At 61.7% G+C, this 20,138-nt stretch carries 18 protein-coding genes and 1 pseudogene; 9 read left to right on the top strand and 10 right to left on the bottom strand.

The window, feature by feature from the left end; genetic code table 11:
* The first annotated feature begins 1 nt into the window (after position 1).
* The gene (locus tag JTY93_RS06410; protein ID WP_205478957.1) at positions 2-1,228 is read left to right on the top strand and encodes an EAL domain-containing response regulator; all 1,227 of its coding nucleotides are present in this window, start codon (positions 2-4) and stop codon (positions 1,226-1,228) included.
* Positions 1,225-1,545 (top strand): ANTAR domain-containing protein, encoded by a 321-nt coding sequence (locus JTY93_RS06405; RefSeq protein ID WP_205478954.1) that lies wholly within the window; start codon positions 1,225-1,227, stop codon positions 1,543-1,545. The genes JTY93_RS06410 and JTY93_RS06405 overlap by 4 nt, the downstream gene beginning before the upstream one ends.
* A gap of 8 nt (positions 1,546-1,553) precedes the next feature.
* On the opposite strand, the pseudogene JTY93_RS06400 reads toward JTY93_RS06405, so the two are convergent.
* Together JTY93_RS06400 and JTY93_RS06395 are read right to left on the bottom strand one after the other, a co-directional pair.
* Positions 1,554-1,868, bottom strand: a pseudogene (locus tag JTY93_RS06400) (ISL3 family transposase); the annotation flags it as partial.
* A gap of 80 nt (positions 1,869-1,948) precedes the next feature.
* Positions 1,949-2,854, bottom strand: coding sequence for a LysR family transcriptional regulator (locus JTY93_RS06395; RefSeq protein WP_375373166.1), 906 nt, complete (start codon positions 2,852-2,854; stop codon positions 1,949-1,951).
* A 77-nt stretch (positions 2,855-2,931) separates the two neighbouring features.
* Between JTY93_RS06395 and JTY93_RS06390 the strand changes: the two genes are divergently transcribed.
* The gene (locus JTY93_RS06390; RefSeq protein ID WP_205478938.1) at positions 2,932-3,420 is read left to right on the top strand and encodes a DMT family transporter; all 489 of its coding nucleotides are present in this window, start codon (positions 2,932-2,934) and stop codon (positions 3,418-3,420) included.
* 10 nt (positions 3,421-3,430) lie between these two features.
* Here JTY93_RS06390 and JTY93_RS06385 read toward each other — a convergent pair whose 3' ends face one another.
* Together JTY93_RS06385 and yiaY are read right to left on the bottom strand one after the other, a co-directional pair.
* Positions 3,431-4,105 carry an NAD-dependent epimerase/dehydratase family protein gene (locus tag JTY93_RS06385; protein WP_205478937.1) on the bottom strand — a complete coding sequence of 225 codons (675 nt, stop codon included), beginning with the start codon at positions 4,103-4,105 and terminating at the stop codon, positions 3,431-3,433.
* A gap of 91 nt (positions 4,106-4,196) precedes the next feature.
* Positions 4,197-5,345 (bottom strand): L-threonine dehydrogenase, encoded by a 1,149-nt coding sequence (gene yiaY / locus JTY93_RS06380; RefSeq protein ID WP_169999466.1) that lies wholly within the window; start codon positions 5,343-5,345, stop codon positions 4,197-4,199.
* Between the two features lie 126 nt (positions 5,346-5,471).
* On the opposite strand from yiaY, the gene JTY93_RS06375 reads away from it, so the two are divergent.
* The 5 genes from JTY93_RS06375 (at position 5,472) to JTY93_RS06355 (ending at position 11,907) form a co-directional block, all read left to right on the top strand.
* The gene (locus JTY93_RS06375) at positions 5,472-6,488 is read left to right on the top strand and encodes a DUF4917 family protein (RefSeq protein WP_205478936.1); all 1,017 of its coding nucleotides are present in this window, start codon (positions 5,472-5,474) and stop codon (positions 6,486-6,488) included.
* Between the two features lie 212 nt (positions 6,489-6,700).
* Positions 6,701-7,240: an RNA polymerase sigma factor gene (locus tag JTY93_RS06370; RefSeq protein ID WP_205478935.1), complete on the top strand. Its 540-nt coding sequence runs from the start codon at positions 6,701-6,703 to the stop codon at positions 7,238-7,240.
* Positions 7,237-8,205 carry a FecR family protein gene (locus JTY93_RS06365; protein ID WP_205478934.1) on the top strand — a complete coding sequence of 323 codons (969 nt, stop codon included), beginning with the start codon at positions 7,237-7,239 and terminating at the stop codon, positions 8,203-8,205. Before JTY93_RS06370 ends, JTY93_RS06365 begins: the two co-directional genes overlap by 4 nt.
* Before the next feature lie 117 nt (positions 8,206-8,322).
* Positions 8,323-10,890, top strand: coding sequence for a TonB-dependent receptor (locus tag JTY93_RS06360; RefSeq protein WP_205478926.1), 2,568 nt, complete (start codon positions 8,323-8,325; stop codon positions 10,888-10,890).
* Between the two features lie 117 nt (positions 10,891-11,007).
* Positions 11,008-11,907 carry a DMT family transporter gene (locus JTY93_RS06355; RefSeq protein ID WP_205478925.1) on the top strand — a complete coding sequence of 300 codons (900 nt, stop codon included), beginning with the start codon at positions 11,008-11,010 and terminating at the stop codon, positions 11,905-11,907.
* A 111-nt stretch (positions 11,908-12,018) separates the two neighbouring features.
* Here the strand turns inward: JTY93_RS06355 and JTY93_RS06350 are convergent, their stop codons facing one another.
* The 4 genes from JTY93_RS06350 to JTY93_RS06335 form a co-directional block, all read right to left on the bottom strand.
* Positions 12,019-13,236, bottom strand: coding sequence for a class I SAM-dependent methyltransferase (locus tag JTY93_RS06350; RefSeq protein ID WP_205478924.1), 1,218 nt, complete (start codon positions 13,234-13,236; stop codon positions 12,019-12,021).
* A gap of 224 nt (positions 13,237-13,460) precedes the next feature.
* Complete coding sequence (locus tag JTY93_RS06345) at positions 13,461-14,078, bottom strand: TPM domain-containing protein (RefSeq protein WP_169999292.1); 618 nt, start codon at positions 14,076-14,078, stop codon at positions 13,461-13,463.
* A 28-nt stretch (positions 14,079-14,106) separates the two neighbouring features.
* Positions 14,107-14,835 carry a TPM domain-containing protein gene (locus JTY93_RS06340; protein WP_371923397.1) on the bottom strand — a complete coding sequence of 243 codons (729 nt, stop codon included), beginning with the start codon at positions 14,833-14,835 and terminating at the stop codon, positions 14,107-14,109.
* The gene (locus JTY93_RS06335) at positions 14,832-15,440 is read right to left on the bottom strand and encodes a LemA family protein (RefSeq protein ID WP_029297013.1); all 609 of its coding nucleotides are present in this window, start codon (positions 15,438-15,440) and stop codon (positions 14,832-14,834) included. The genes JTY93_RS06340 and JTY93_RS06335 overlap by 4 nt, the downstream gene beginning before the upstream one ends.
* A gap of 252 nt (positions 15,441-15,692) precedes the next feature.
* Between JTY93_RS06335 and bglX the strand changes: the two genes are divergently transcribed.
* Positions 15,693-17,984, top strand: a complete 2,292-nt coding sequence (bglX, locus tag JTY93_RS06330) for a beta-glucosidase BglX (RefSeq protein WP_205480870.1) — start codon at positions 15,693-15,695, stop codon at positions 17,982-17,984.
* Between the two features lie 358 nt (positions 17,985-18,342).
* On the opposite strand, the gene JTY93_RS06325 is transcribed toward bglX, so the two are convergent.
* Both JTY93_RS06325 and JTY93_RS06320 read right to left on the bottom strand, forming a co-directional pair.
* Positions 18,343-19,500, bottom strand: coding sequence for a phospholipase D-like domain-containing protein (locus tag JTY93_RS06325; protein ID WP_205480938.1), 1,158 nt, complete (start codon positions 19,498-19,500; stop codon positions 18,343-18,345).
* 1 nt (position 19,501) lies between these two features.
* Entirely contained in the window at positions 19,502-20,092 is a 591-nt protein-coding gene (locus JTY93_RS06320) for a YceI family protein (protein WP_205480940.1), read from the bottom strand.
* Positions 20,093-20,138 lie beyond the last annotated feature (46 nt).

Raw genomic sequence — 20,138 nt, 5'->3', positions numbered from 1 at the left:
CATGTCCTTCACATCGCTCCGGGTGTTGGTACTCGAAGACCACCTTTTCCAGCGTTCCGTGGCCGTCAACCTGCTCAAACAACTGGGCTGTGGCGAGGTCCTGGAGGCGAGTAACGGCACCGAAGCCCTGGCTGTGCTGCAAGGCGTTGGCGCTGTGGACGTGGTGGTCTGTGACCTGCAAATGGAGGGCATGGATGGGCTGGAGTTCATTCAACGCATCAGTGCGCACGGCCAGGTCGGCGCAATCATCGTCAGCAGTGGGTTGCCGGGGGATGTGCGCCGTGCCGTGAGCCAGATGGGCGCCTTGCTCGGCGTCAACATGCTGGGCGATACCGGCAAACCGTTGCAGATAGAAACGTTGCAGCCATTGCTTGAGCGGGTCCTGAGCACCAGTTGCGAAGTGCCTCAACCACAGCCGAGCCTGGAACTGGCCGACGAGCAACAGGTGCGGCGCGCCATTCTCGATCAACAACTGCAAGCCTATTACCAACCCAAGTTCGATTTGCACAGTGGCGCAGTGTTGGGAGTGGAGGTGCTTGCTCGCTGGAACCATCCCTTCCAGGGCGTGCTGTCACCGACGGTGTTTCTGCCGGCGATGGAGCGAAGCGGCCTGATGGACGAGTTGTTGTTTTGCCTGATGCAACAAGCGCTGGTCCTTCAACGGCAGGCCTTGAACCTGGGAATAGCTCTGGACTTGGCCTTCAACCTGCAAGCGGCGCAATTGATCGAGGTGGAGCTGACCGCTCACATTAAAAGAATCCTCACTACCCACCAGACGCCCTGCGCAAGTGTGACGTTCGAGCTGACTGAAAGCGGATTGCTTGAGGTGCCGGCGGTTTCCCTGGAGAACCTGGTGCGTTTGCGCATGATGGGCTGTCGCTTGTCCATCGATGATTTCGGCGCCGGATTCTCTTCGCTGCAGCGCTTGTGCCAGTTGCCGTTCAACGAAATAAAACTCGACGCGGAGTTCGTCCGTGGCCTGCTGCACGAGCCGCGCTGCCGGGCGGTCATAGGCAGTACCCTGGCCCTGGGGCAGACCCTGAGCATGTCCGTGGTGATCGAGGGCATTGAAACGGCCGAACAGCATCAAGCGTTGCTGGCATTGGGTTGCACCCAGGGGCAGGGGTATTGGCATGCACGGCCCATGAATGGCGCCGACCTGCTGCGCTGGTTGCAGCGCAATGCCGGGCGGCCTGTATCCAGCAACCATGCTGGAGGCCATCGATGATTAACAAAGCGCTGCGCATCATGATTGCCGACCCCGAGCATGCTCAGCGCCTGCGCCTGGAGCGCGATTTCAATCGCCAGGGCTATTACGCCATTGCGCCGGTTCCGAGCCTGGAAGACCTGCTTAACTTGGTGGAGTACGGCGATCGCGGCTTTGACCTAGTGCTGATCAATGGCAGCCTTGTCGGCAGCGAGGGTTTCAACCTGCACGATTTCTGCCTGGACCATCCCTTGATGGGGCAGGCGCTTATCTACGACCTGCCGCCACCGCAGTTTGCGACCTTGAGTGCTATGCGAAAGCTCTCAGATGCCAGCTAACGTCACAGTTGCGCCTTGGGCAGAAGACTTAATGCCGCTTGCAAGGCTTGACGTTGTAGCAACCGAACGGTGTCCCAATGCAGTCCGAACATCTGCGCCACGTGTAGCGTGGGAAGACGTTCACGGGCTTGAATGACCGCCACTGCCAGACGCCGCATCATGCGGGCATGGCGATCCAGCCAACTGACAGCCTCCATGCGTTTGCCACAGTCGCGGCAACCAACACGCCGGAGCAAAACTTTCAGGCGCATCGCATGACCGAGAATAGGCAAATCACGAATGACTCGCTCGCAATACTCATGCGTGGATGAACAGGATTTCTTGTAGTGCATCGGGCGTTTTTTATCGGGTGCTGAAAAAGGGTGTGTTACGCACTAGAGGGTAACCGCTCCGGTTATGGCGGCTACGCGAGCACGCCCTGCACTTGCGCGATCAACCACTGCAAGGCGCTGTCCCCGCCGCGGCGTTTATGCCAGGCCAATACAAAACCGAAGGACGGAATATGAAACGGTGGCGGCACCACCAGCAGATGCCGTTGATCGATGTTCCGCAGCCCCTGTGAGGATACGGTAAGGATCAGATCGGTGCCCTGGATCAGCTGCGGCGCGACGCTCCAATGCGGCAGGCTGATCGCCACATGCCGCCGCTCACGGATCGCGGTCAGCGCCCGTTCGATTTCCGGGGTGCCACTGCCACGCATTTCCAGCAGCACATGGGGCCGCGCCAGGTAGGTGGGCAAGTCGAGCACACCACCAGAGGGCAAACTATCGCGGTCCACCAGGCAGGCGTAGTGCTCTTGGAACAATGGCGTGCTGCGCAACTCGCCCGGCAGGTCGGGGAAGACCCCGGCTGCCAGGTCGATCTCGCCACTGAGCACCCCTTCCTGCATGCCTTCGCGACTGGCGTGGGTGACGGCCAGATCAATCCCCGGCGCCTGCTCGCGTAGCGCCCGCACCAGCCCGGGCAACAGCAACGCCGCGCCGTAATCAGACATGGCCAGGCGAAAGGTGCGCCTGGCCGAAGCGGGCTCGAAACGGTTCGGCGCCAGCAGCGACTGCACCTGGGCCAGCGCATCGGCCAAGGGCGCAGCCAGTTCCAATGCGCGAGCGGTGGCGACCAGGCCACTGCCCTGGCGCACCAGCAACGGGTCGCCCAGCAGATCCCGCAATCGCGCCAACGCATGGCTCACCGCCGGTTGGCTCAGGTGCAGGCGCTCGGCGGCGCGGGTGACGTGCTGCTCGCTGAGCAACGCGTCGAGGATCACCAACAGGTTAAGGTCGATACGGCGCAGATCATTCATATCGTGCATGTTCAGCATAAGAACTTGGAATTTAAATCTGCGCGACGAATACCGTAGAGTCCAGTAAAACCTTTGGGAGATTGATCATGACCACGTTGCATTGGCTGGGCTTGTTACTGTTGGCGGTGATTGCCGGGGCGGTGGTGCCGTTTCAGAGCGCGATCAACGCTAACCTCGGGCGCGGCCTCGGGCATCCGCTGTGGGCGACCCTGGCCTCGCTGCTGGTGAGTATCCTGGTTTTGCTGCCGGTGATCCTGGCTTTACGGTTGCCGCTGCCAAGCCTGGGTTTTATCAGCAAGGCGCCGCTGTGGATGTGGACTGGCGGCGCATTTGGCGTGTGTTTTATCTCCCTGGCCCTGGTCCTGCTACCCAAACTCGGGGCTTCGGGGTTTATCGCCCTGGCCCTGAGCGGGCAGGTCCTCGCCTCGTTGTTACTTGATCACTTTGGCTTGTTTGGTTTGGTAGAGCGGCAACTGACAGCACCCCGTTTGCTCGGGGTGCTGATGTTGATCGGTGGGGTGGCGTTGATTCAGTTCAGTGCCGCGCCCGCCAAGGCATTGGCCGCTGCGGGTTAACCCCGGGCCATCAACGCCGCTCGGCGGCCAGGCGGTTGATATGGGCTGGTTCGATCACCGGTTGCGGCGCGCCATGCCGGACCACCGCCAGCATCGCCCGCCCCACCGTCTCGGTACTGACCACCCAGGCCGGCCGCACGCGGCGCACCAGCGATAGCAGCGGCCCGATCAGGGTGTAGACCGTCTGGTAAAGCCGGGTTTTCGAACGCACGCCATGCAACGGCTGGATAATCCCCGGACGGAACAGGTAAACCGCCTTGAACGGCAGGCGCAGCAAGGCATTCTCGGTCTTGCCCTTGACCCGCGCCCACATCACCTTGCCCCGCTCGGAGCTGTCGGTGCCCGTGCCGGACACATACACAAAGGTCATCTGCGGATTGAGCCGCGCCAGGGTGCTGGCGGCGACCAGGGTCAGGTCGTAGGTCTGGCGGGTGTAGGAGGCTTCATCCATCCCCACCGACGACACCCCCAGGCAAAACAGACAGGCATCAAAGCCTTGCAGCAAATGTTCCAGGGGTTGGAAGTCGAACATATCGGCGTGCAACACCTGATGCAGCTTGCCATGCTCCTGGGTCAACGCCGTGCGCCCCACCGCCACCACTTCCTGCACATCAGCGGCCAGTAGACACTCACGCAACACGCCCTGGCCGACCATGCCGGTGGCGCCGAATAGCAGAACTCTCATAAGGGTGGGCCTCGGTGGCAAGCTTCAAGTTAAGAGCTGTACGAAGTGTTCAGGTTAACAGCTTGTCGCTTGAAGCTTGCCACTGCTGGACTCAAAACGCGCTGCGGAAAATCTCCTCGATCTGCCGCTGATCAGCGCGCCGCGGGTTGGTCAGGCCGCACGCATCCTTGAGGGCATTGGTTGCCAGCAGTGGGATGTCTTGCAGCTTGGCCCCCAGTTCACGCAGGCCAGCCGGGATGTCGACATCCTGGGACAGGCAGCGGATCGCCGCGATGGCCGCCTGCGCGCCCTCTTCGGGGGTGGCGTGTTTGTCGGCCACACCCAGGGCGCGGCCGACATCGCTCAGGCGCGCCGCGCTGACGCTGGCGTTAAAGCTTTGGACATGGGGCAGCAACACCGCATTGCACACGCCATGGGGCAAGTCGTAGAGGCCGCCCAGTTGGTGGGCCATGGCGTGGACAAAACCCAAGGAGGCGTTGTTAAAGGCCATGCCCGCCAGAAATTGCGCGTAGGCCATGTTTTCCCGGGCCGCCATATCGCTGCCGTCGCGTACCGCCAGGCGCAGGTTGGCACTGATCAGTTCGATCGCCTTGATCGCGCACGCATCAGTGATCGGGTTGGCGGCAGTGGAAACATAGGCTTCGATGGCGTGGGTCAGCGCGTCCATACCGGTGGCGGCGGTCAGGCCCTTGGGCATGGCGACCATCAGCGCCGGGTCGTTGACCGACAGCAATGGCGTGACGTTACGGTCGACGATGGCCATTTTCACGTGGCGGGTTTCGTCGGTGATGATGCAAAAACGGGTCATTTCGCTGGCAGTACCCGCGGTGGTATTGATCGCCACCAGGGGCAGTTGCGGCTTGCTCGATTGGTCGACACCTTCGTAGTCGCCAATGTGCCCGCCATTGGTGGCACACAGGGCGATGCCCTTGGCGCAGTCATGGGGCGAACCACCGCCCAACGACACCACAAAGTCGCAGCCACTGGCCTGCAGCAACGCCAGGCCGTTCTCGACGTTTTCCACGTTGGGGTTGGGTTTGGCGCCGTCATAGATCACCGAGTCGATGTCCTGCATCGCCAGTTTCTCGGCAATCATGCTGGCCACGCCCGCCTTGGCCAGGCCGGCGTCGGTGACAATCAGCGCCTTGCGAAAACCGTAGTTGCGGATCGCGTTCATGGCTTCGTCGAGGCAGTCGATGCCCATGATGTTGACGGCGGGAATGAAGAAGGTGCTGCTCATGATGAATCCTCGGGGATGCGTTGATGCCTACAGCATCAACCCCACCCGCCTGCGGCATCTTGACCAAGATCAACGCCCGCCCGTGATAAAGTCACCGCCCAGCCGTTTTTGAGTAGACCCGCCGCAATGAAGGATTTCCAGGATATCGACGCCACCCTTGAAGACTGGAACGCACTGCGCAGCAGCACCACCTTCTCCGCCATCCTGATCGGCAACGGTGCCAGTCGTGCGGTGTGGGAAGATTTTGCCTACGACTCGCTGTTTGAAAACGCGCGCACCGTCGAAGAGAAGCCCTTGAGCGCCTCTGAATTGAGCGTGTTTGACGCGATGCAGACCCGCAGCTTCGAGCAGGTCCTGGGCGCCCTGAAAACCACCAGCCGCGTCAACAAGGCCCTGGCCGTCAGCTCCGCCGCGCCGCGCAATCGCTACTACGCGATCAAGGAAGCGCTGATCAATAGCATCCACGCCGTGCATATCCCCTGGCGCCTGGTTCAGCCGTCGACCCTGGCCACGATCAATCAGGAACTGGCGAGCTACAAGACGGTGTTCACCAGCAATTACGACCTGCTCAACTACTGGTCGATCCTGCACACGCCCGGGATTGACGACCTGTTTCGCGGCCCCGATTCACGCTTTGACCTGCGCGATAGCGCTACCGCCGCGACGCGCATTCTGTACCTGCACGGTGGCCTGCACCTGGTGCGCAACCTGGACGGCTCGGCGCGTAGATTGCCGTCCACCGACAGCACGTTGCTCAGCAGTTTTGCCATCAACAACACGATCAAGACCCTCGACGATGTGCCGCTGTTTATCAACGAAGGCCCGAGCAGCGAGAAGCTCAAAAGCATTCGCAGTTCGGATTACCTGTCGTTCTGCTATGAGCAGTTGCTGGGGCAGGCAGGCGCACTGTGCATCTTTGGCCATCACCTGAGCGAACAGGATGGGCACTTGGTGGAGGCGATTCGTCGGTCGCAGATCAAGACCCTGGCGATCTCGGTATTTGGCCGCAGCGACGGGTTTATCCAGCAGCAAAAGCGTCGGTTTGCCGCGCTGTTTGAGGGGATGGAAGTGGAGCTCAGGTTCTTTGCGGCGCGCAGCCATGCGCTGGGCAAGCCGGCATTGTCGGTGCCGGTCGAGCACTGATCCCAGCCTCACTGGAGACCCCATGTGGGAGCGGGCTTGCTCGCGATAGCGGTGGGTCAGACGCTGGATGTGTTGAATGACACACCGCTTTCGCGAGCAAGCCCGCTCCCACATTGGATCGCATAGGCCTATAAATTCACGGAGACAAATAGCAATAGTTCTCGATATCATTCGCGACTTTTCTGCAGCGTGCTGCGTCAAGAAGGATATCCATGTCTCGTTTCAAGCCCGACCCGTTGTCGGCCGACGCCTTTCGCGGATTTTATGCAGATATCCTGCATTACCTGCGCAAACGCACGGACAACGCCAGCGACGCGGCGGACATGACCCAGGATGTCTTTACCCAATGGCTGGACTACAACGACCGGACCAAGGTCGAGCAGCCACGGGCCTTTCTGTTTCAGATGGCACGCAACCTGTTGCGTGACCATTGGCGCAAACAAAAGGTGCGGCACAGCGTCCACCCTGCACAGGCCGAATGGCACGCCGAGCCTGTCATCGACGAGCAAAACGATCCCATGGCCGCTGCTCAACGCCTCCAACGCCTGGAACAGTTGAAAGAAGTCCTCGCCGAACTCTCGCCCCGCAGGCGAGAAGCCCTTATGCTGCACCGCTTCGAAGGCCTGAGCCAGGCGCAGATCGCCGAGCGCATGGGCGTTTCGATCAGCATGGTGGAAAAGCACATCGCCTTTGCCCTGCTGCACTGCAAGCAGCGACTTCAAAAAGACCCGGGCAAGGAGCAGCCAGAATGACCCGCTTGAGCAACCGCGACGGCCACGGAATTGATGAACACGACACCATCGATGCCCAGGCAGCCAGTTGGTTTGCACGCAATCGCAACGAAGTTGGCACGCAGGACCGCAAGGCCTTCGCCGCCTGGCACGCCGTGCCGGCCCATGCGCGCGCCTACGCCGAATTCGAACAGTTGTGGGCCGATCTTGGCGAACTGCAGCAATTGAACAAACCCGTGCCCTTGCCCACGCGCAAGCCCGCGCCCTGGCGTCCGGCGCTGGCGGTGGCTGCCGCGCTGGTCTGCGCTTTGCTCGCCAGTAACCTGGGCGCCCCGCGTGGGCTCTATCACACTGAGGTCGCGGCGCAGGACAAAGGCATGCGCACCCTGGCCCTGCCGGATGGCAGCACCTTGTACGTCAATGCCAGCACGCGGTTGCGGGTGGACTTCGATGCCCACCGCCGCGTGATCCACCTGGACCATGGCCAGTTGTACGTGGAGGTGGCGCCCGACAAGGAACGACCACTGTTCGTACGCGCTGGCGAGGCCGACGTGCGGGTGGTGGGCACCGCGTTTGATGTACGTCGCGGTCAGCGACAACTGGTGGTCAGCGTGGCCCACGGGACAGTCGCCTTCGCCCCCGACCAGAAAGCCAGCGCCATCATGCTCGGCGCCCAACAACGGGCGACCTACAGCTACGCCAAGGGCTCCATGCAACAACAGACTCTGGCGGCGGGCGAAGTCGCCGACTGGCGCAGTGGGCACTTGTCCTTTCGTAATCGTGAATTGGCCAGCCTGCTGGATGAGCTGAGCCTGTACCGGCCCAAGGCCGTGGTGTTGGCCGATGGCCCAGTGGCGCACCTGAAGGTTTCCGGCAATCTTGATGTCAATGACCCGGACGCGTTGCTCAACGCACTGCCTGCCTTGCTGCCGGTGAAAACCGTGCCCCTGGCCGACGGTAGGATCCGTATCGAAGCGCGCAAATAACACCACTTGAGAATATTTTGCATTCGCATGTGAGGATTTTTTTTCCTGCCGCGTCTTCCTCAGGTCTGCGTTTGATACGCATGCCTTTTTGGCTATTTAGCCGCCTTGGGGGATTTCATGTTTCGCGCGCCTTGCCTTGCCCTGCACCTGTTTCTTCAACCGACACTCATCGCCACCTGCCTGGCCGTCAGCCTCACGGCCCAGGCCGAGTCGTTCAAGCTGCAACTGCCCGCCCAACCCTTGGCCATGTCCCTGAGCCAAGTGGCGCAACAGGCAAAAATCCAGCTGCTGTTCGACGAAGACCTGCTCAAGAATATCCAGGCGCCCGCGATCAACGGTGACTTCACCCCCGAAGTGGCGATCCGCACTCTGCTCAATACCGGCGCGTTCACCCTGATCAAAGTGGGCAACACCTATGTCGTGCGCCCCGAGGAAAGCCGCACCACCAACAGCACCAGCTTACAACTGGACGCCTTGAGCGTGATCGGCACCGGCAACGAAGTCGATGCCAGCACCGTCGGCCGCTCGACCCTGTCCCAGGCCGATATCGACCGCCTGCAACCCAACAACATCGCCAGCCTGGTGCAGACGCTGCCAGGGGTGACCATGGGCGGTTCGATGAAACCGGGCGGGCAGATCATCAACATTCGCGGGATGGGCGAGGCCGAAGACGTGCCGATGACCGTCGATGGCGCGGCCAAAAGCGGTTTCGAGCGCTATCAGCAAGGCACCGTGTTTATCGAGCCCGAGATGATCAAGAGCGTCGAGGTGGAAAAAGGCCCGCACTCGGCCTTCACCGGCAACGGTGGGTTCGGTGGTACGGTCAACATGGTCACCAAGGATGCGCCGGACCTGCTCAAGGACGGGCGCAACAGCGGAGCGATGCTCAAATACGGGTATGCCAGCAACGACCACGAACAGGTCTACACCGGCGCCGTGTATGGCCGTACCGAGGACGGGCGCATCGACGCCCTGGCCTACCTGACCAAGCGCGACGGCGGCGACATGAAGCTGGCCGACAAGCGCGACTACAACAGCAAGGACTACCCGATCAACCCGCAGCGCCTGCCCAACAGCGCACAAGATGTGGACGGTCAACTGTTCAAATTGAACATGTACCTCACCGATGAGCACAGCCTCGGTTTCTCCTACTCCCGAGCCAACAGCGAACGCTGGACGCCGTTCTCGGCCAGGAGTTACCCATCGCCACCGCGCAAGGACGATATCGACCGCTACGGTTACAAGGGCGCTTTGAAACGTTTTTTGGCCAACCGCACCACTGTCGACACCACCTGGTCGGGCAAGTATGAATACCAGCCCCTGGACAACCCGTTGATTGACATGAAGCTCAGCTACTCGGAGTCCAACACCGACCAGACCGACGAGCGCGACGCCACGGCCGTCATTGCCCTGTCGAGCGGCGGGCGCAAAATGGACACCGCCTACACCGACAAGATTCTTGAACTGCGCAACATCAGCCGCTTCAACACCGGCCCGCTGGACCATGCCTTGACCACCGGGGTGCAGGTCCGCAAGCACATCCGCGACACCGAAAGCTGGATGCCCGGCGCCAAGTACGAGACGCCTGAGTACAACTACGGGCATTTCCAGCCGGCGTTCATGCCCCACGGCAAGGTCGACACCAACGCGTTCTACATCCAGGACGCGGTAACCCTGGGCGACGTGACCATCACCCCATCCCTGCGTTATGACCACGTGCTCAACCGTGGCAAAGCCAACGATGCGCCGTACTACAGCAACCCCGATCCGGCCTACGGCCATGACTACGGCGACCGCACCTATGCCGGCTGGTCGCCACGCCTGGCGGTGTTCTGGAAAGTCACCCCGGACGTGGTGATGTTCGCCAACTGGAGCAAGACCTGGCGCGCGCCGGTGATCGACGAACAATACGAAGTCCAGGGCCTGGGCAGCCGCACCTCCACCAGCCGCAACCTCGACCCGGAACGCATCACCGCCATTACCGTGGGTAACGTCACCAGCTTCGCCAACGTGATTGCCAGCGGCGACAGCCTGCAACTGCGCACGACGCTGTTCCACAACAAGATCGAAGACGAGATTTTCAAGGCCACCGGCCTCGGCTGCCAGCAACAGAACTACATGGAAGGCTCCATCGCCAAGGTCTGCACCGACGCAGCGTCGAAGACCAACTACCGCAACGTCGGCAGCATGACCATCAAGGGCTTCGAGCTCGAAGGCTACTACGACTCGACCTACCTGTTCGGCTCCCTGAGCTACTCGTGGGCCACCGGCAAGCGCGAAAACCCCTACACCAACCCGTGGGCGACCGACATCCACGTCTGGGCCCGCGACATTCCACCGGCCAAGTGGGTTGCAGTATTGGGGACCAAGATTCCCGCTTGGGATGCGCAAATGGGCTGGCAAGGCCAGTTCGTGCGCAAGACCGACCGCCTGCCCAGCGACAAGTATTCGAGCGGCCTGAGCAGTAGCTTCGGCGACAGGTTCTACGACCAGTACGCCAACGCCAGCTACGATACCCAGGGCCTGTTCGCCAAATGGACGCCGCAACAGGCGTACCTCAAGGGCACCGAAGTCAACGTCACCGTCGACAACCTGTTCAACCGCAGCTACATGCCCGCCTTGAGTGGCGACAGCGCCACCAGCGTCGGGCGCAATGCCAAGATCAGCGTGACCCGGTTCTTCTAATCCCCTGCGCCTACAGGAACTGTACGGTTCAATCTGCACCCAGCTGTAAGCCCGCGTCCTGCGGGCTTTGTGGCTAGATGAGCAGCATCTTCCAGCCCATTCGATCCGGGTGCTCCCATGAGTTCGCGCGAAAACACCGGCATGGCCCTCGGCCTGCTCGGCGTCGTTATCTTCAGCCTGACCCTGCCCTTCACCCGCATCGTGGTGCAGGAAATCCATCCGTTGCTCAATGGCCTGGGCCGCGCCTTGTTCGCGGCGGTGCCAGCAGCCTTGCTGTTGCTGTGGCGCCGCGAAGCCTGGCCGACCTGGCGCCAGGTGCGCGGCCTGAGCCTGGTGATTGCCGGCGTGATCCTCGGCTTCCCGGTGTTGTCGGCCTGGGCCATGCAAACCCTGCCCGCCTCCCACGGCGCCCTGGTCAACGGCCTACAGCCTTTGTGCGTGGCGTTGTACGCGGCGTGGTTGTCCCATGAGCGTCCGTCAAAAGCCTTCTGGGCCTGCGCGGCGCTGGGCAGTGCGTTGGTGCTCGGGTATGCGCTGATCACCGGCGCGGGCAGCATCCAGGCCGGTGATTTGCTGATGCTTGGGGCAATTGCCGTGGGTGGCCTGGGCTATGCCGAAGGCGGTCGATTGGCCAAGGAGATGGGCGGCTGGCAGGTAATCTGCTGGGCGTTGGTGCTATCGACGCCGCTGTTGATCGGGCCGGTGACCTATCTGGCGCTGCAACACGAAGGCGCCATCTCGGCCCGCACCTGGTGGGCGTTCGGCTACGTCTCGTTGTTCTCGCAGTTCCTGGGGTTCTTTGCCTGGTACGCCGGGCTGGCCATGGGCGGAATCGCGCGGGTCAGCCAGATCCAGTTGCTGCAGATCTTCTTCACCATCGCCTTTTCCGCGCTGTTTTTTGGCGAGCACATCGAGCCGATCACCTGGCTGTTTGCCTGTGGAGTGATCGTGACGGTGATGCTGGGGCGCAAGACGGCTGTGCAGCCAGCGCCCTCTCCCAAGCCGCATGCAATCTAAATGTGGGAGCGGGCTTGCTCGCGAAAGCAGTGGGTCAGTCAATACATACGGCGACTGACACAGCGCTTTCGCGAGCAAGCCCGCTCCCACATTTTTGGTTCTGCGTGGTGCTCAGGGCAGGTAATTATCGGCGCGCAGCAGGGTTTCCAGGCAGTGCTCGCTGATCTGGTAGAACGCCTTCAATTCGCGGATCTTCTCCAGCAACTGCGCATTGTCCAAAGGCTCGGCACGCTTGACCGCCAAAATCATCTTGTTCTTGTTGGTGTGGTCCAGGGAGATGAACTCGAACACCTTGGTCTCATAGCCACAGGCTTCCAGGAACAACGCGCGCAAGCTGTCGGTGACCATTTCCGCCTGCTGGCCCAGGTGCAGGCCATATTGCAGCATCGGCTTGAGCAGCGCCGGGCTCTGGATCTGCAAGCGGATCTGTTTGTGGCAGCACGGCGAGCACATGATGATCGACGCCCCGGAGCGGATGCCGGTATGAATCGCATAGTCGGTGGCGATGTCGCAGGCATGCAGGGCGATCATCACGTCCAGCTCGCTGGGCGCCACGCTGCGCACATCACCGCACTTGAACACCAGCCCCGGGTGTTCCAGGCGGGCGGCGGCGTTGTTGCACAGGGTCACCATGTCTTCGCGCAACTCCACGCCCGTCACCTGGCCTTCGGCCTTGAGGGTGTTGCGCAGGTAGTCATGGATGGCGAACGTCAGGTAGCCCTTGCCCGAGCCAAAATCCGCGACCCGCACTGGCCGGTCCAGTTGCAAGGGGGATGAGGTCAGCGCATGGCTGAACACCTCGATGAACTTATTGATCTGCTTCCACTTGCGCGACATCGCCGGGATCAGCTCGTGCTTGGCGTTGGTCACGCCCAGGTCGGCAAGAAAGGGCCGCGTCAGGTCAAGGAAGCGGTTTTTCTCGCGGTTGTGCTCGGCCGACGGCGCTTCACGCAGTTGCTGGGGTTTGCTCTTGAACAGCGAGCTTTTGTTCTTCTTGCTGTATTCCAACTGCGCTTCGTCGGTCAACGACAACAGGTGCGCGTTCTTGAACGAGGTCGGCAGCAGCTCGGCAATCAGCGCGACGCCGTCGGCCAGGGCGAAGTTCTTGGTGATATCGCGGGTCTTGTAGCGATAGACAAAGGACAGGCATGCCTGCTCCTTGACCGTGACTGGCTTGATGATCAGGCGTTGCAGGTCAACCTCATCACCCACGTACTTGGCCAGCACCAGTTTGATAAAAGCGTTCTGCTCAAGACTTGCGCGCAGCAGTTCGATGAACTGGGCGTGATGATCCGGCGCGGGGCTGGCAGGTGTAGGGGTGACAGACATGAACAAAAAACGCCTCGGGCAGGGAATGCCGGGCATTTTAGGGGGGATGGGGGGCTCAGGGCACGGAGTAATTTGCCCAACGGTCAGCGCGATTCAAAATGTGGGGGGGGCTGGCTTGTGTGGGAGCTGGCTTGCCTGCGATGCGGCCACCTCGGTGTGTCAGTCACACCTCGGTGATGCTATCGCAGGCAAGCCAGCTCCCACAGACGGCAGCCCCCCACAGGTTACTTGAGGACGATCAGCCGGTTGGGCAGTTCGTTACGGGTGTGGGTCTGCGGCACATGCACCTTGAGCAGTTCGCCACAGGCCTCGATGCAGGTGATAAACCCGCTCAACGTCTGCCCCTGTTTCACCTGCTGGGTAAACGTCTTGACGATGGCATCCCAACTGCTGTCATCCAGGCGCTGGGAAATCCCGTCATCCACCAGGATCTCCACGTAACGCTCGGCCTCGCTGACAAAAATCAGTACCCCGGTACTGCCCAGGGTGTGGTGCAGGTTCTGCTCCAGGAACTGCCGGCGTGCCAGGTTCGACGCGCGCCAATGTCGCACCGAGCGCGGGATCAGGCGGGTGGTGATGGCCGGCAGGCGGAACACCAGGCACAGCACAATGAACGTCGCCCATTGCGCCAGCAGCAGCGTGTGCATGGTCAACCAGCCCGACAGGTAATGCACGATCCCCGGCACCACCAACGCCACCACACTGGCCCACAGCAGCGGGATGTAGGCGTAGTCGTCGGCGCGGGCGGCGAGCACGGTCACCAGTTCGGCGTCGGTCTGTTGCTCGACCCTGGCGATCGCTTCGGCCACTTGGCGCTGCTCGTGTTCTGTCAGTAAAGCCATGGTTGTAGATGCTCTTTAGTTATTGTCATTACCAGCCACCCGAAGCCCCGCCGCCGCCAAAACCGCCACCGCCGCCCCTGAAGCCACCGCCCCCGCCGCCACCGCCGCCACGCCCACTGCTGCTGAGAATCGCCAGCAAAATGGCGCCTACCGGCAGGCCCATGCGATTGCACAGCCACAACACCACCAGCAACAGAATGAACAAACCGATGGAAAACACCGGGTTGTCCTTGGCGAAGTTAGGGTCAGCCACATGGGCCGGCACGGCCAGCGGCTCGCCGCCAACCACCTGGATCATGGCGGCAACGCCGTCGCTGATGCCTTGGGTGAAATTGCCCGCCTTGAACTTGGGCGCAATTACCTGGTTGATGATCACCCACGACTGCGCGTCGGTCAGTACGCCTTCCAGGCCGTAGCCCACTTCGATGCGCAACTGGCGCTCGTCCCGGGCCACGATCAACAGCGCGCCGTTGTCCTTGCCCTTCTGGCCGATACCCCAGTGCCGGCCCAGTTGATAACCGAAGTCTTCAATGGGCAGGCCTTGCAGGTCGGGCACCGTGACTACCACTATCTGGTCGCCGCTGGTTTGCTCCAGCGCCTGCAATTGCTGGCTCAGTTGCGCGCGCACCGGCGGGTCGATCATCTGCGCGTTGTCGACCACCCGCCCGGTCAGCGCCGGAAAATCCGGCGCCGCCTGGGCAGTCAGGCTCACGGCCAGCAGCAGCGCTGCCAGCCACCCAGCACGCAGGGTCATCAGAATTTCACTTGTGGCGCTTTATCGGCATCGGCACTGGTGGCCTCGAAGTTGGCGCGCACCGGCAAGTCGCTGTACATCACGCTGTGCCACAGGCGGCCAGGGAACGTGCGGATCTCGGTGTTGAAGGCCTGCACAGCGGCGATAAAGTCGCGACGGGCCACGCTGATGCGGTTTTCGGTGCCTTCAAGCTGCGATTGCAGGGCCAGGAAGTTCTGGTTGGCCTTGAGGTCCGGATAGCGCTCGGACACCACCATCAAGCGGCTGAGGGCACCGCTCAGGCCTTCCTGGGCTTGCTGGAACTGCTTGAGTTTTTCCGGGTTGTCGAGGGTGCTGGCATCGACCTGGATCGAGGTCGCCTTGGCCCGCGCTTCGATCACGGCGGTGAGGGTGTCCTGCTCATGGGCAGCGTAGCCCTTGACCACTTCCACCAGGTTGGGGATCAGGTCGGCGCGCCGTTGGTACTGGTTCTGCACCTGGGCCCAGGCCGCCTTGACCTGTTCGTCCAGGGTCGGGATCTTGTTGATGCCGCAACCGCTCAGCACGCTGCTGATCAGTAGCAGGGCCGCGGCTTTCCAGCCCCATCGAATAGTCTGTGCTGCTTGCATGGTGTGTCTCCTGACCAACCTTATGGAATTTGACGACTGACCCTATACATCACGCGCTTGGGGCATAATCGGCCACTACTGGATTACATCGAGCCAATCAGCTAAAAGATGCCCTTCTTTATGGATAGTTCATAAAGAGCCAGAAGTGTGCGGTATTTATCCACACAACACCCGAACAACAATAGTCGCTCCCCACATTTTGGCCGAGCAGTGTTTACGTGACGCTGCGCAGTACGCCGAAAAAGGATATTCATGAAAAAGCTGTGTTTGCTGGGCCTTGTTGCCACTCTGGCCAGTCACTCCGTCGTTGCCGAGACCAAGCCCGCTGCGCTTAAGGACAAGGACGCGTTCGTCAGCGACCTGCTCGGGCAGATGACCCTGGATGAAAAGATCGGCCAATTGCGCCTGATCAGCATCGGCCCGGAAATGCCGCGCGAGATGATCCGCAAGGAAATCGCCGCCGGGCGCATTGGTGGCACATTTAACTCCATCACCCGCCCGGAAAACCGTCCGATGCAGGACGCGGCCATGCGCAGCCGCTTGAAGATCCCGATGTTCTTCGCCTATGACGTGATCCACGGCCACCGCACCATTTTCCCGATCAGCCTGGCCCTGGCCTCGAGCTGGGACATGGACGCCATCGGCCGCTCCGGACGCATTGCCGCTAAAGAAGCGGCGGCAGACAGCCTCGACATTACCTTCGCGCCAATGGTCGATATCTCCCGCGACGCCCGTTGGGGCCGCACCTCCGAAGGCTTCGGCGAAGACACCTACCTGGTGTCGCGCATCAGCGAAGTGATGGTCAAGGCCTTCCAGGGCCCGAGCCCGGCCCAGGCCGACAGCATCATGGCCAGCGTCAAGCACTTCGCCCTGTACGGCGCGGTGGAAGGCGGGCGCGACTACAACGTGGTCGACATGAGCCCGGTCAAGATGTACCAGGACTACCTGCCGCCCTACCACGCCGCGATCAAGGCCGGCGCCGGCGGGGTGATGGTGGCGTTGAACTCGATCAACGGCGTGCCCGCCACCGCCAACACCTGGCTGATGAACGACCTGCTGCGCAAGGAGTGGGGCTTCAAGGGCCTGACCGTGAGCGACCACGGTGCGATCTTCGAACTGATCAAGCACGGCGTCGCCAAGGACGGTCGCGAAGCGGCCAAGCTGGCGATCAAGGCCGGCATCGACATGAGCATGAACGACCAGCTCTACGGCAAGGAATTGCCAGGGCTGCTGAAATCCGGCGAGATCGAGCAAAAAGACATCGACAACGCCGTGCGTGAAGTACTCGGTGCCAAGTACGACATGGGCCTGTTCGCCGACCCGTACCTGCGTATCGGCAAGGCCGAAGATGATCCGGCCGACACCTATGCCGAAAGCCGCCTGCACCGCAGCGAAGCCCGCGACGTCGCGCGGCGCAGCCTGGTGTTGCTGAAAAACCAGAACGACACCCTGCCCCTGAAGAAATCCGCGACCATCGCTCTGGTCGGCCCGCTGGCCAAGGCGCCCATCGACATGATGGGCAGTTGGGCCGCCGCCGGTAAACCTGCGCAATCGGTCACCCTGCTGGACGGCATGAACGCGGTGATCGGTGAAAAGGGCAAAGTGATCTACGCTCGTGGCGCCAACATCACCAGCGACAAGGCGGTGGTGGACTACCTCAACTTCCTCAATTTCGATGCCCCGGAAGTGGTGGATGACCCACGCTCGGCCCAGGTGCTGATCGACGAAGCGGTCAAGGCCGCGAAAAACGCCGATGTAGTGGTGGCCGCCGTGGGCGAGTCCCGTGGCATGTCCCACGAATCATCGAGCCGGACCGACCTGAACATCCCGCAAAGCCAGCGCGACCTGATCACGGCCTTGAAAGCCACGGGCAAGCCGCTGGTTCTGGTGCTGATGAACGGCCGGCCGCTGTCGATCCTCGAAGAGAGTCAGCAAGCCGATGCGATCCTGGAAACCTGGTTCGCCGGCACCGAAGGCGGCAATGCGATTGCCGACGTGCTGTTCGGTGACTACAACCCGTCGGGCAAGCTGCCGATCACCTTCCCACGCTCCGTGGGGCAGATTCCGACCTACTACAACCACCTGACCATTGGCCGGCCATTCACGCCGGGCAAACCGGGCAACTACACCTCGCAGTACTTCGACGACACCACAGGCCCCCTGTATCCATTCGGTTATGGCCTGAGCTACACACGCTTCAGCCTGTCGGACATGGCGCTGTCGTCCACCACCCTGAACAAAACCGGTAAGCTGGACGCCAGCGTCACCCTGAAAAACACCGGCAAGGTGGATGGCGAAACCGTGGTGCAGCTGTACATCCAGGACGTGGCGGGCTCAATGATCCGCCCGATCAAGGAACTGAAGAACTTCCAGAAGATCCTGCTCAAAGCCGGTGAGTCGAAGGTGGTGCACTTCAGCATTACCGAGGATGACCTGAAGTTCTACAACACCCAGCTCAAGTTCGCGGCCGAACCTGGCCAGTTCAATGTGCAGATCGGCCTGGACTCCCAGGACGTGCAGCAGCAGAGTTTCGAACTGCTGTGATTTGAAGCGGTATGTGGGAGCTGGCTTGCCTGCGATGGCAACACCTCGGTGGCACTGATAGACCGAGGTGCCGCCATCGCAGCATAGGTATCTACACAACTTTGCCGCAACGCTTAAATCCAGGCAGATAGCGCAGTTGTGGCGAGCGGGCTTGCCCCGCGCTGGGCTGCGAAGCAGCCCCAATAAGCCGAATGCGTTGTACCAGATACACCCCAGCGGCTGGTTTTGGGGCTGCTTCGCAGCCCAGCGCGGGGCAAGCCCGCTCGCCACGGGGGAGTTCGTCAGTTTCTGAAAGTTGTGTAGATACTTATGGCCATCGCAGGCAAGCCAGCTCCTACAATTGATTGCGGTGTGCTTCCTACCCTCTTCGATCCAGCAGATTGACCACCAACCGGTCAATCCAGCCCCACACCCGCTGCTTCACCCGCCGCCACAACGGTCGGGCCTTCCATGCCTCCAGGCTGACCGCCTGGCTCTGGGCAAAATCGCGCTCGAAACTGCCCACTACCGCCAGCGTCAACGCCGGGTCCAGCGCTTCCAGGTTGGCCTCCAGGTTGAAGCGCAGGTTCCAGTGATCGAAATTGCACGAGCCGATGCTCACCCAATCGTCCACCAGCACCATCTTCAGGTGCAGGAAACAGGGCTGGTATTCGAAGATCTGCACCCCGGACTTGAGCAGGCGCGGGTAATACCGGTGCCCGGCGTAGCGCACCGAAGGATGGTCGGTGCGCGGCCCGGTCAGCAGCAGACGCACGTCCACACCGCGCCCGGCCGCACGGCGCAGGGCCCGGCGTACACCCCAAGTGGGCAAGAAGTACGGCGTGGCCAGCCAGATACGGCGCTGGCCGCTGTTCAGGGCGCGGATCAGCGATTGCAAAATGTCTCGATGCTGGCCCGCGTCGGCATACGCCACCCGCCCCAGGCCTGGGCCGGTTGCTGGCACTTTGGGCAAGCGCGGCAAACCAAAATGCGTGGCCGGCTTCCAGGCACGGCGGTGGTCGTTGACCCGCCACTGGCGGTCGAACAGGGCTTGCCAGTCGAGCACCAGCGGGCCGCTGATTTGCACCATGACTTCGTGCCACTCACAGGTGTCCTGCCCTGGCGTCCAGAACTCATCGGTGACCCCGGTGCCGCCCACCACGGCGATGCTCTGGTCGACCAGCAACAGCTTGCGGTGGTCGCGATAGAGGTTGCGCATCCAACGGCGCCAACGCAGGCGATTGTAGAAGCGCAGCTCCACCCCGGCCTCGGTCAAGCGGCGCCGCAGGCCCAGGGTAAAGGCCAGGCTGCCGTAATCATCGAACAGGCAGCGCACCTGTACCCCGCGCTCGGCCGCGTGCACCAGCGCCTTGACCATCTCCTCGGCACAGGCGCCCGCCTCCACCAGATACAGCTCAAGCTCCACCTGGCGTTCGGCGCGGGCGATCGCCACCAGCATCTGCGGGAAAAAGTTCGGGCCGTCGATCAGCAATTCGAAGCGATTGGCGCTGCGCCAGGGGAACACCGCGCCGCTCATGTCAGCGCGCCGTGAAAATCAGCACCGCACCCACCGGCACCGACAGGCTGATCGCATCCAGGCCGGCAGCCTTGCGCAAAGTCTCTATGCCAGAGAGCAAGTCAAAATCCTTGGCGTGCAACACCAGCGGCTCCAGGGTCACCACCTGGAAACGCCGATCATCCAGGCGCGTCGCCAGTAGTTCGGCGTTGTAGGTCTGGGTCTTGCCATGCAGGGTGACCGATAGCGGTAGGCGCAACTCCAACTGCGCGCCGGTGGCCAAGTCGTTGATAGGTTGCAGGTTGATTTGTGCGTTGATCAGCGCATCGGGGTGGGTCTTGATCTGGAACAGGTCGTTGCGCATGCGCTCATCGCGTAACGGGATGCCGCTGTTGATCGACTCCAGCTCCACCTCCAACTGCGCCGCGCCGTTCTCGTCGACCTTGCCGTGCAGCACCAGGAAGCGCTGGACTTCAGACAGGTCAGTGTTTTTGGTGGTGACGAACGACAGCCTTGAGGATTCGTTATCCAGGTACCAGGCGGCCTGCGCGGGCACGGCGGCAGCGGCCAGCAGCAAGAGCGCCAGGGGCTTGAGGATGGATGTGTTGAACATTGAACACTCGCACGGAGAAAAACCTGCCCGAACATTAACTGGCCGG

The organism is Pseudomonas hygromyciniae (genome assembly GCF_016925675.1).
Taxonomy (GTDB): domain Bacteria; phylum Pseudomonadota; class Gammaproteobacteria; order Pseudomonadales; family Pseudomonadaceae; genus Aquipseudomonas; species Aquipseudomonas hygromyciniae.
The sequence above is the reverse complement of the archived record's forward strand: the minus strand, read 5'-3'. Positions and strand labels throughout refer to the sequence as shown.

Bases quoted from the DNA above. Each gene is read 5' to 3' on its own strand.
- JTY93_RS06375 (WP_205478936.1), top strand. From the start codon at position 5,472: ATGAAGGATTTCCAGGATATCGACGCCACCCTTGAAGACTGGAACGCA.
- JTY93_RS06355 (WP_205478925.1), top strand. From the start codon at position 11,008: ATGAGTTCGCGCGAAAACACCGGCATGGCCCTCGGCCTGCTCGGCGTC.
- JTY93_RS06345 (WP_169999292.1), bottom strand. From the start codon at position 14,078: ATGGCTTTACTGACAGAACACGAGCAGCGCCAAGTGGCCGAAGCGATC.
- JTY93_RS06335 (WP_029297013.1), bottom strand. From the start codon at position 15,440: ATGCAAGCAGCACAGACTATTCGATGGGGCTGGAAAGCCGCGGCCCTG.
- JTY93_RS06325 (WP_205480938.1), bottom strand. From the start codon at position 19,500: ATGAGCGGCGCGGTGTTCCCCTGGCGCAGCGCCAATCGCTTCGAATTG.
- JTY93_RS06405 (WP_205478954.1), top strand. From the start codon at position 1,225: ATGATTAACAAAGCGCTGCGCATCATGATTGCCGACCCCGAGCATGCT.
- bglX (WP_205480870.1), top strand. From the start codon at position 15,693: ATGAAAAAGCTGTGTTTGCTGGGCCTTGTTGCCACTCTGGCCAGTCAC.
- JTY93_RS06395 (WP_375373166.1), bottom strand. From the start codon at position 2,854: ATGCACGATATGAATGATCTGCGCCGTATCGACCTTAACCTGTTGGTG.
- JTY93_RS06410 (WP_205478957.1), top strand. From the start codon at position 2: ATGTCCTTCACATCGCTCCGGGTGTTGGTACTCGAAGACCACCTTTTC.
- JTY93_RS06320 (WP_205480940.1), bottom strand. From the start codon at position 20,092: ATGTTCAACACATCCATCCTCAAGCCCCTGGCGCTCTTGCTGCTGGCC.
- JTY93_RS06385 (WP_205478937.1), bottom strand. From the start codon at position 4,105: ATGAGAGTTCTGCTATTCGGCGCCACCGGCATGGTCGGCCAGGGCGTG.
- JTY93_RS06390 (WP_205478938.1), top strand. From the start codon at position 2,932: ATGACCACGTTGCATTGGCTGGGCTTGTTACTGTTGGCGGTGATTGCC.
- yiaY (WP_169999466.1), bottom strand. From the start codon at position 5,345: ATGAGCAGCACCTTCTTCATTCCCGCCGTCAACATCATGGGCATCGAC.
- JTY93_RS06370 (WP_205478935.1), top strand. From the start codon at position 6,701: ATGTCTCGTTTCAAGCCCGACCCGTTGTCGGCCGACGCCTTTCGCGGA.
- JTY93_RS06350 (WP_205478924.1), bottom strand. From the start codon at position 13,236: ATGTCTGTCACCCCTACACCTGCCAGCCCCGCGCCGGATCATCACGCC.
- JTY93_RS06360 (WP_205478926.1), top strand. From the start codon at position 8,323: ATGTTTCGCGCGCCTTGCCTTGCCCTGCACCTGTTTCTTCAACCGACA.
- JTY93_RS06365 (WP_205478934.1), top strand. From the start codon at position 7,237: ATGACCCGCTTGAGCAACCGCGACGGCCACGGAATTGATGAACACGAC.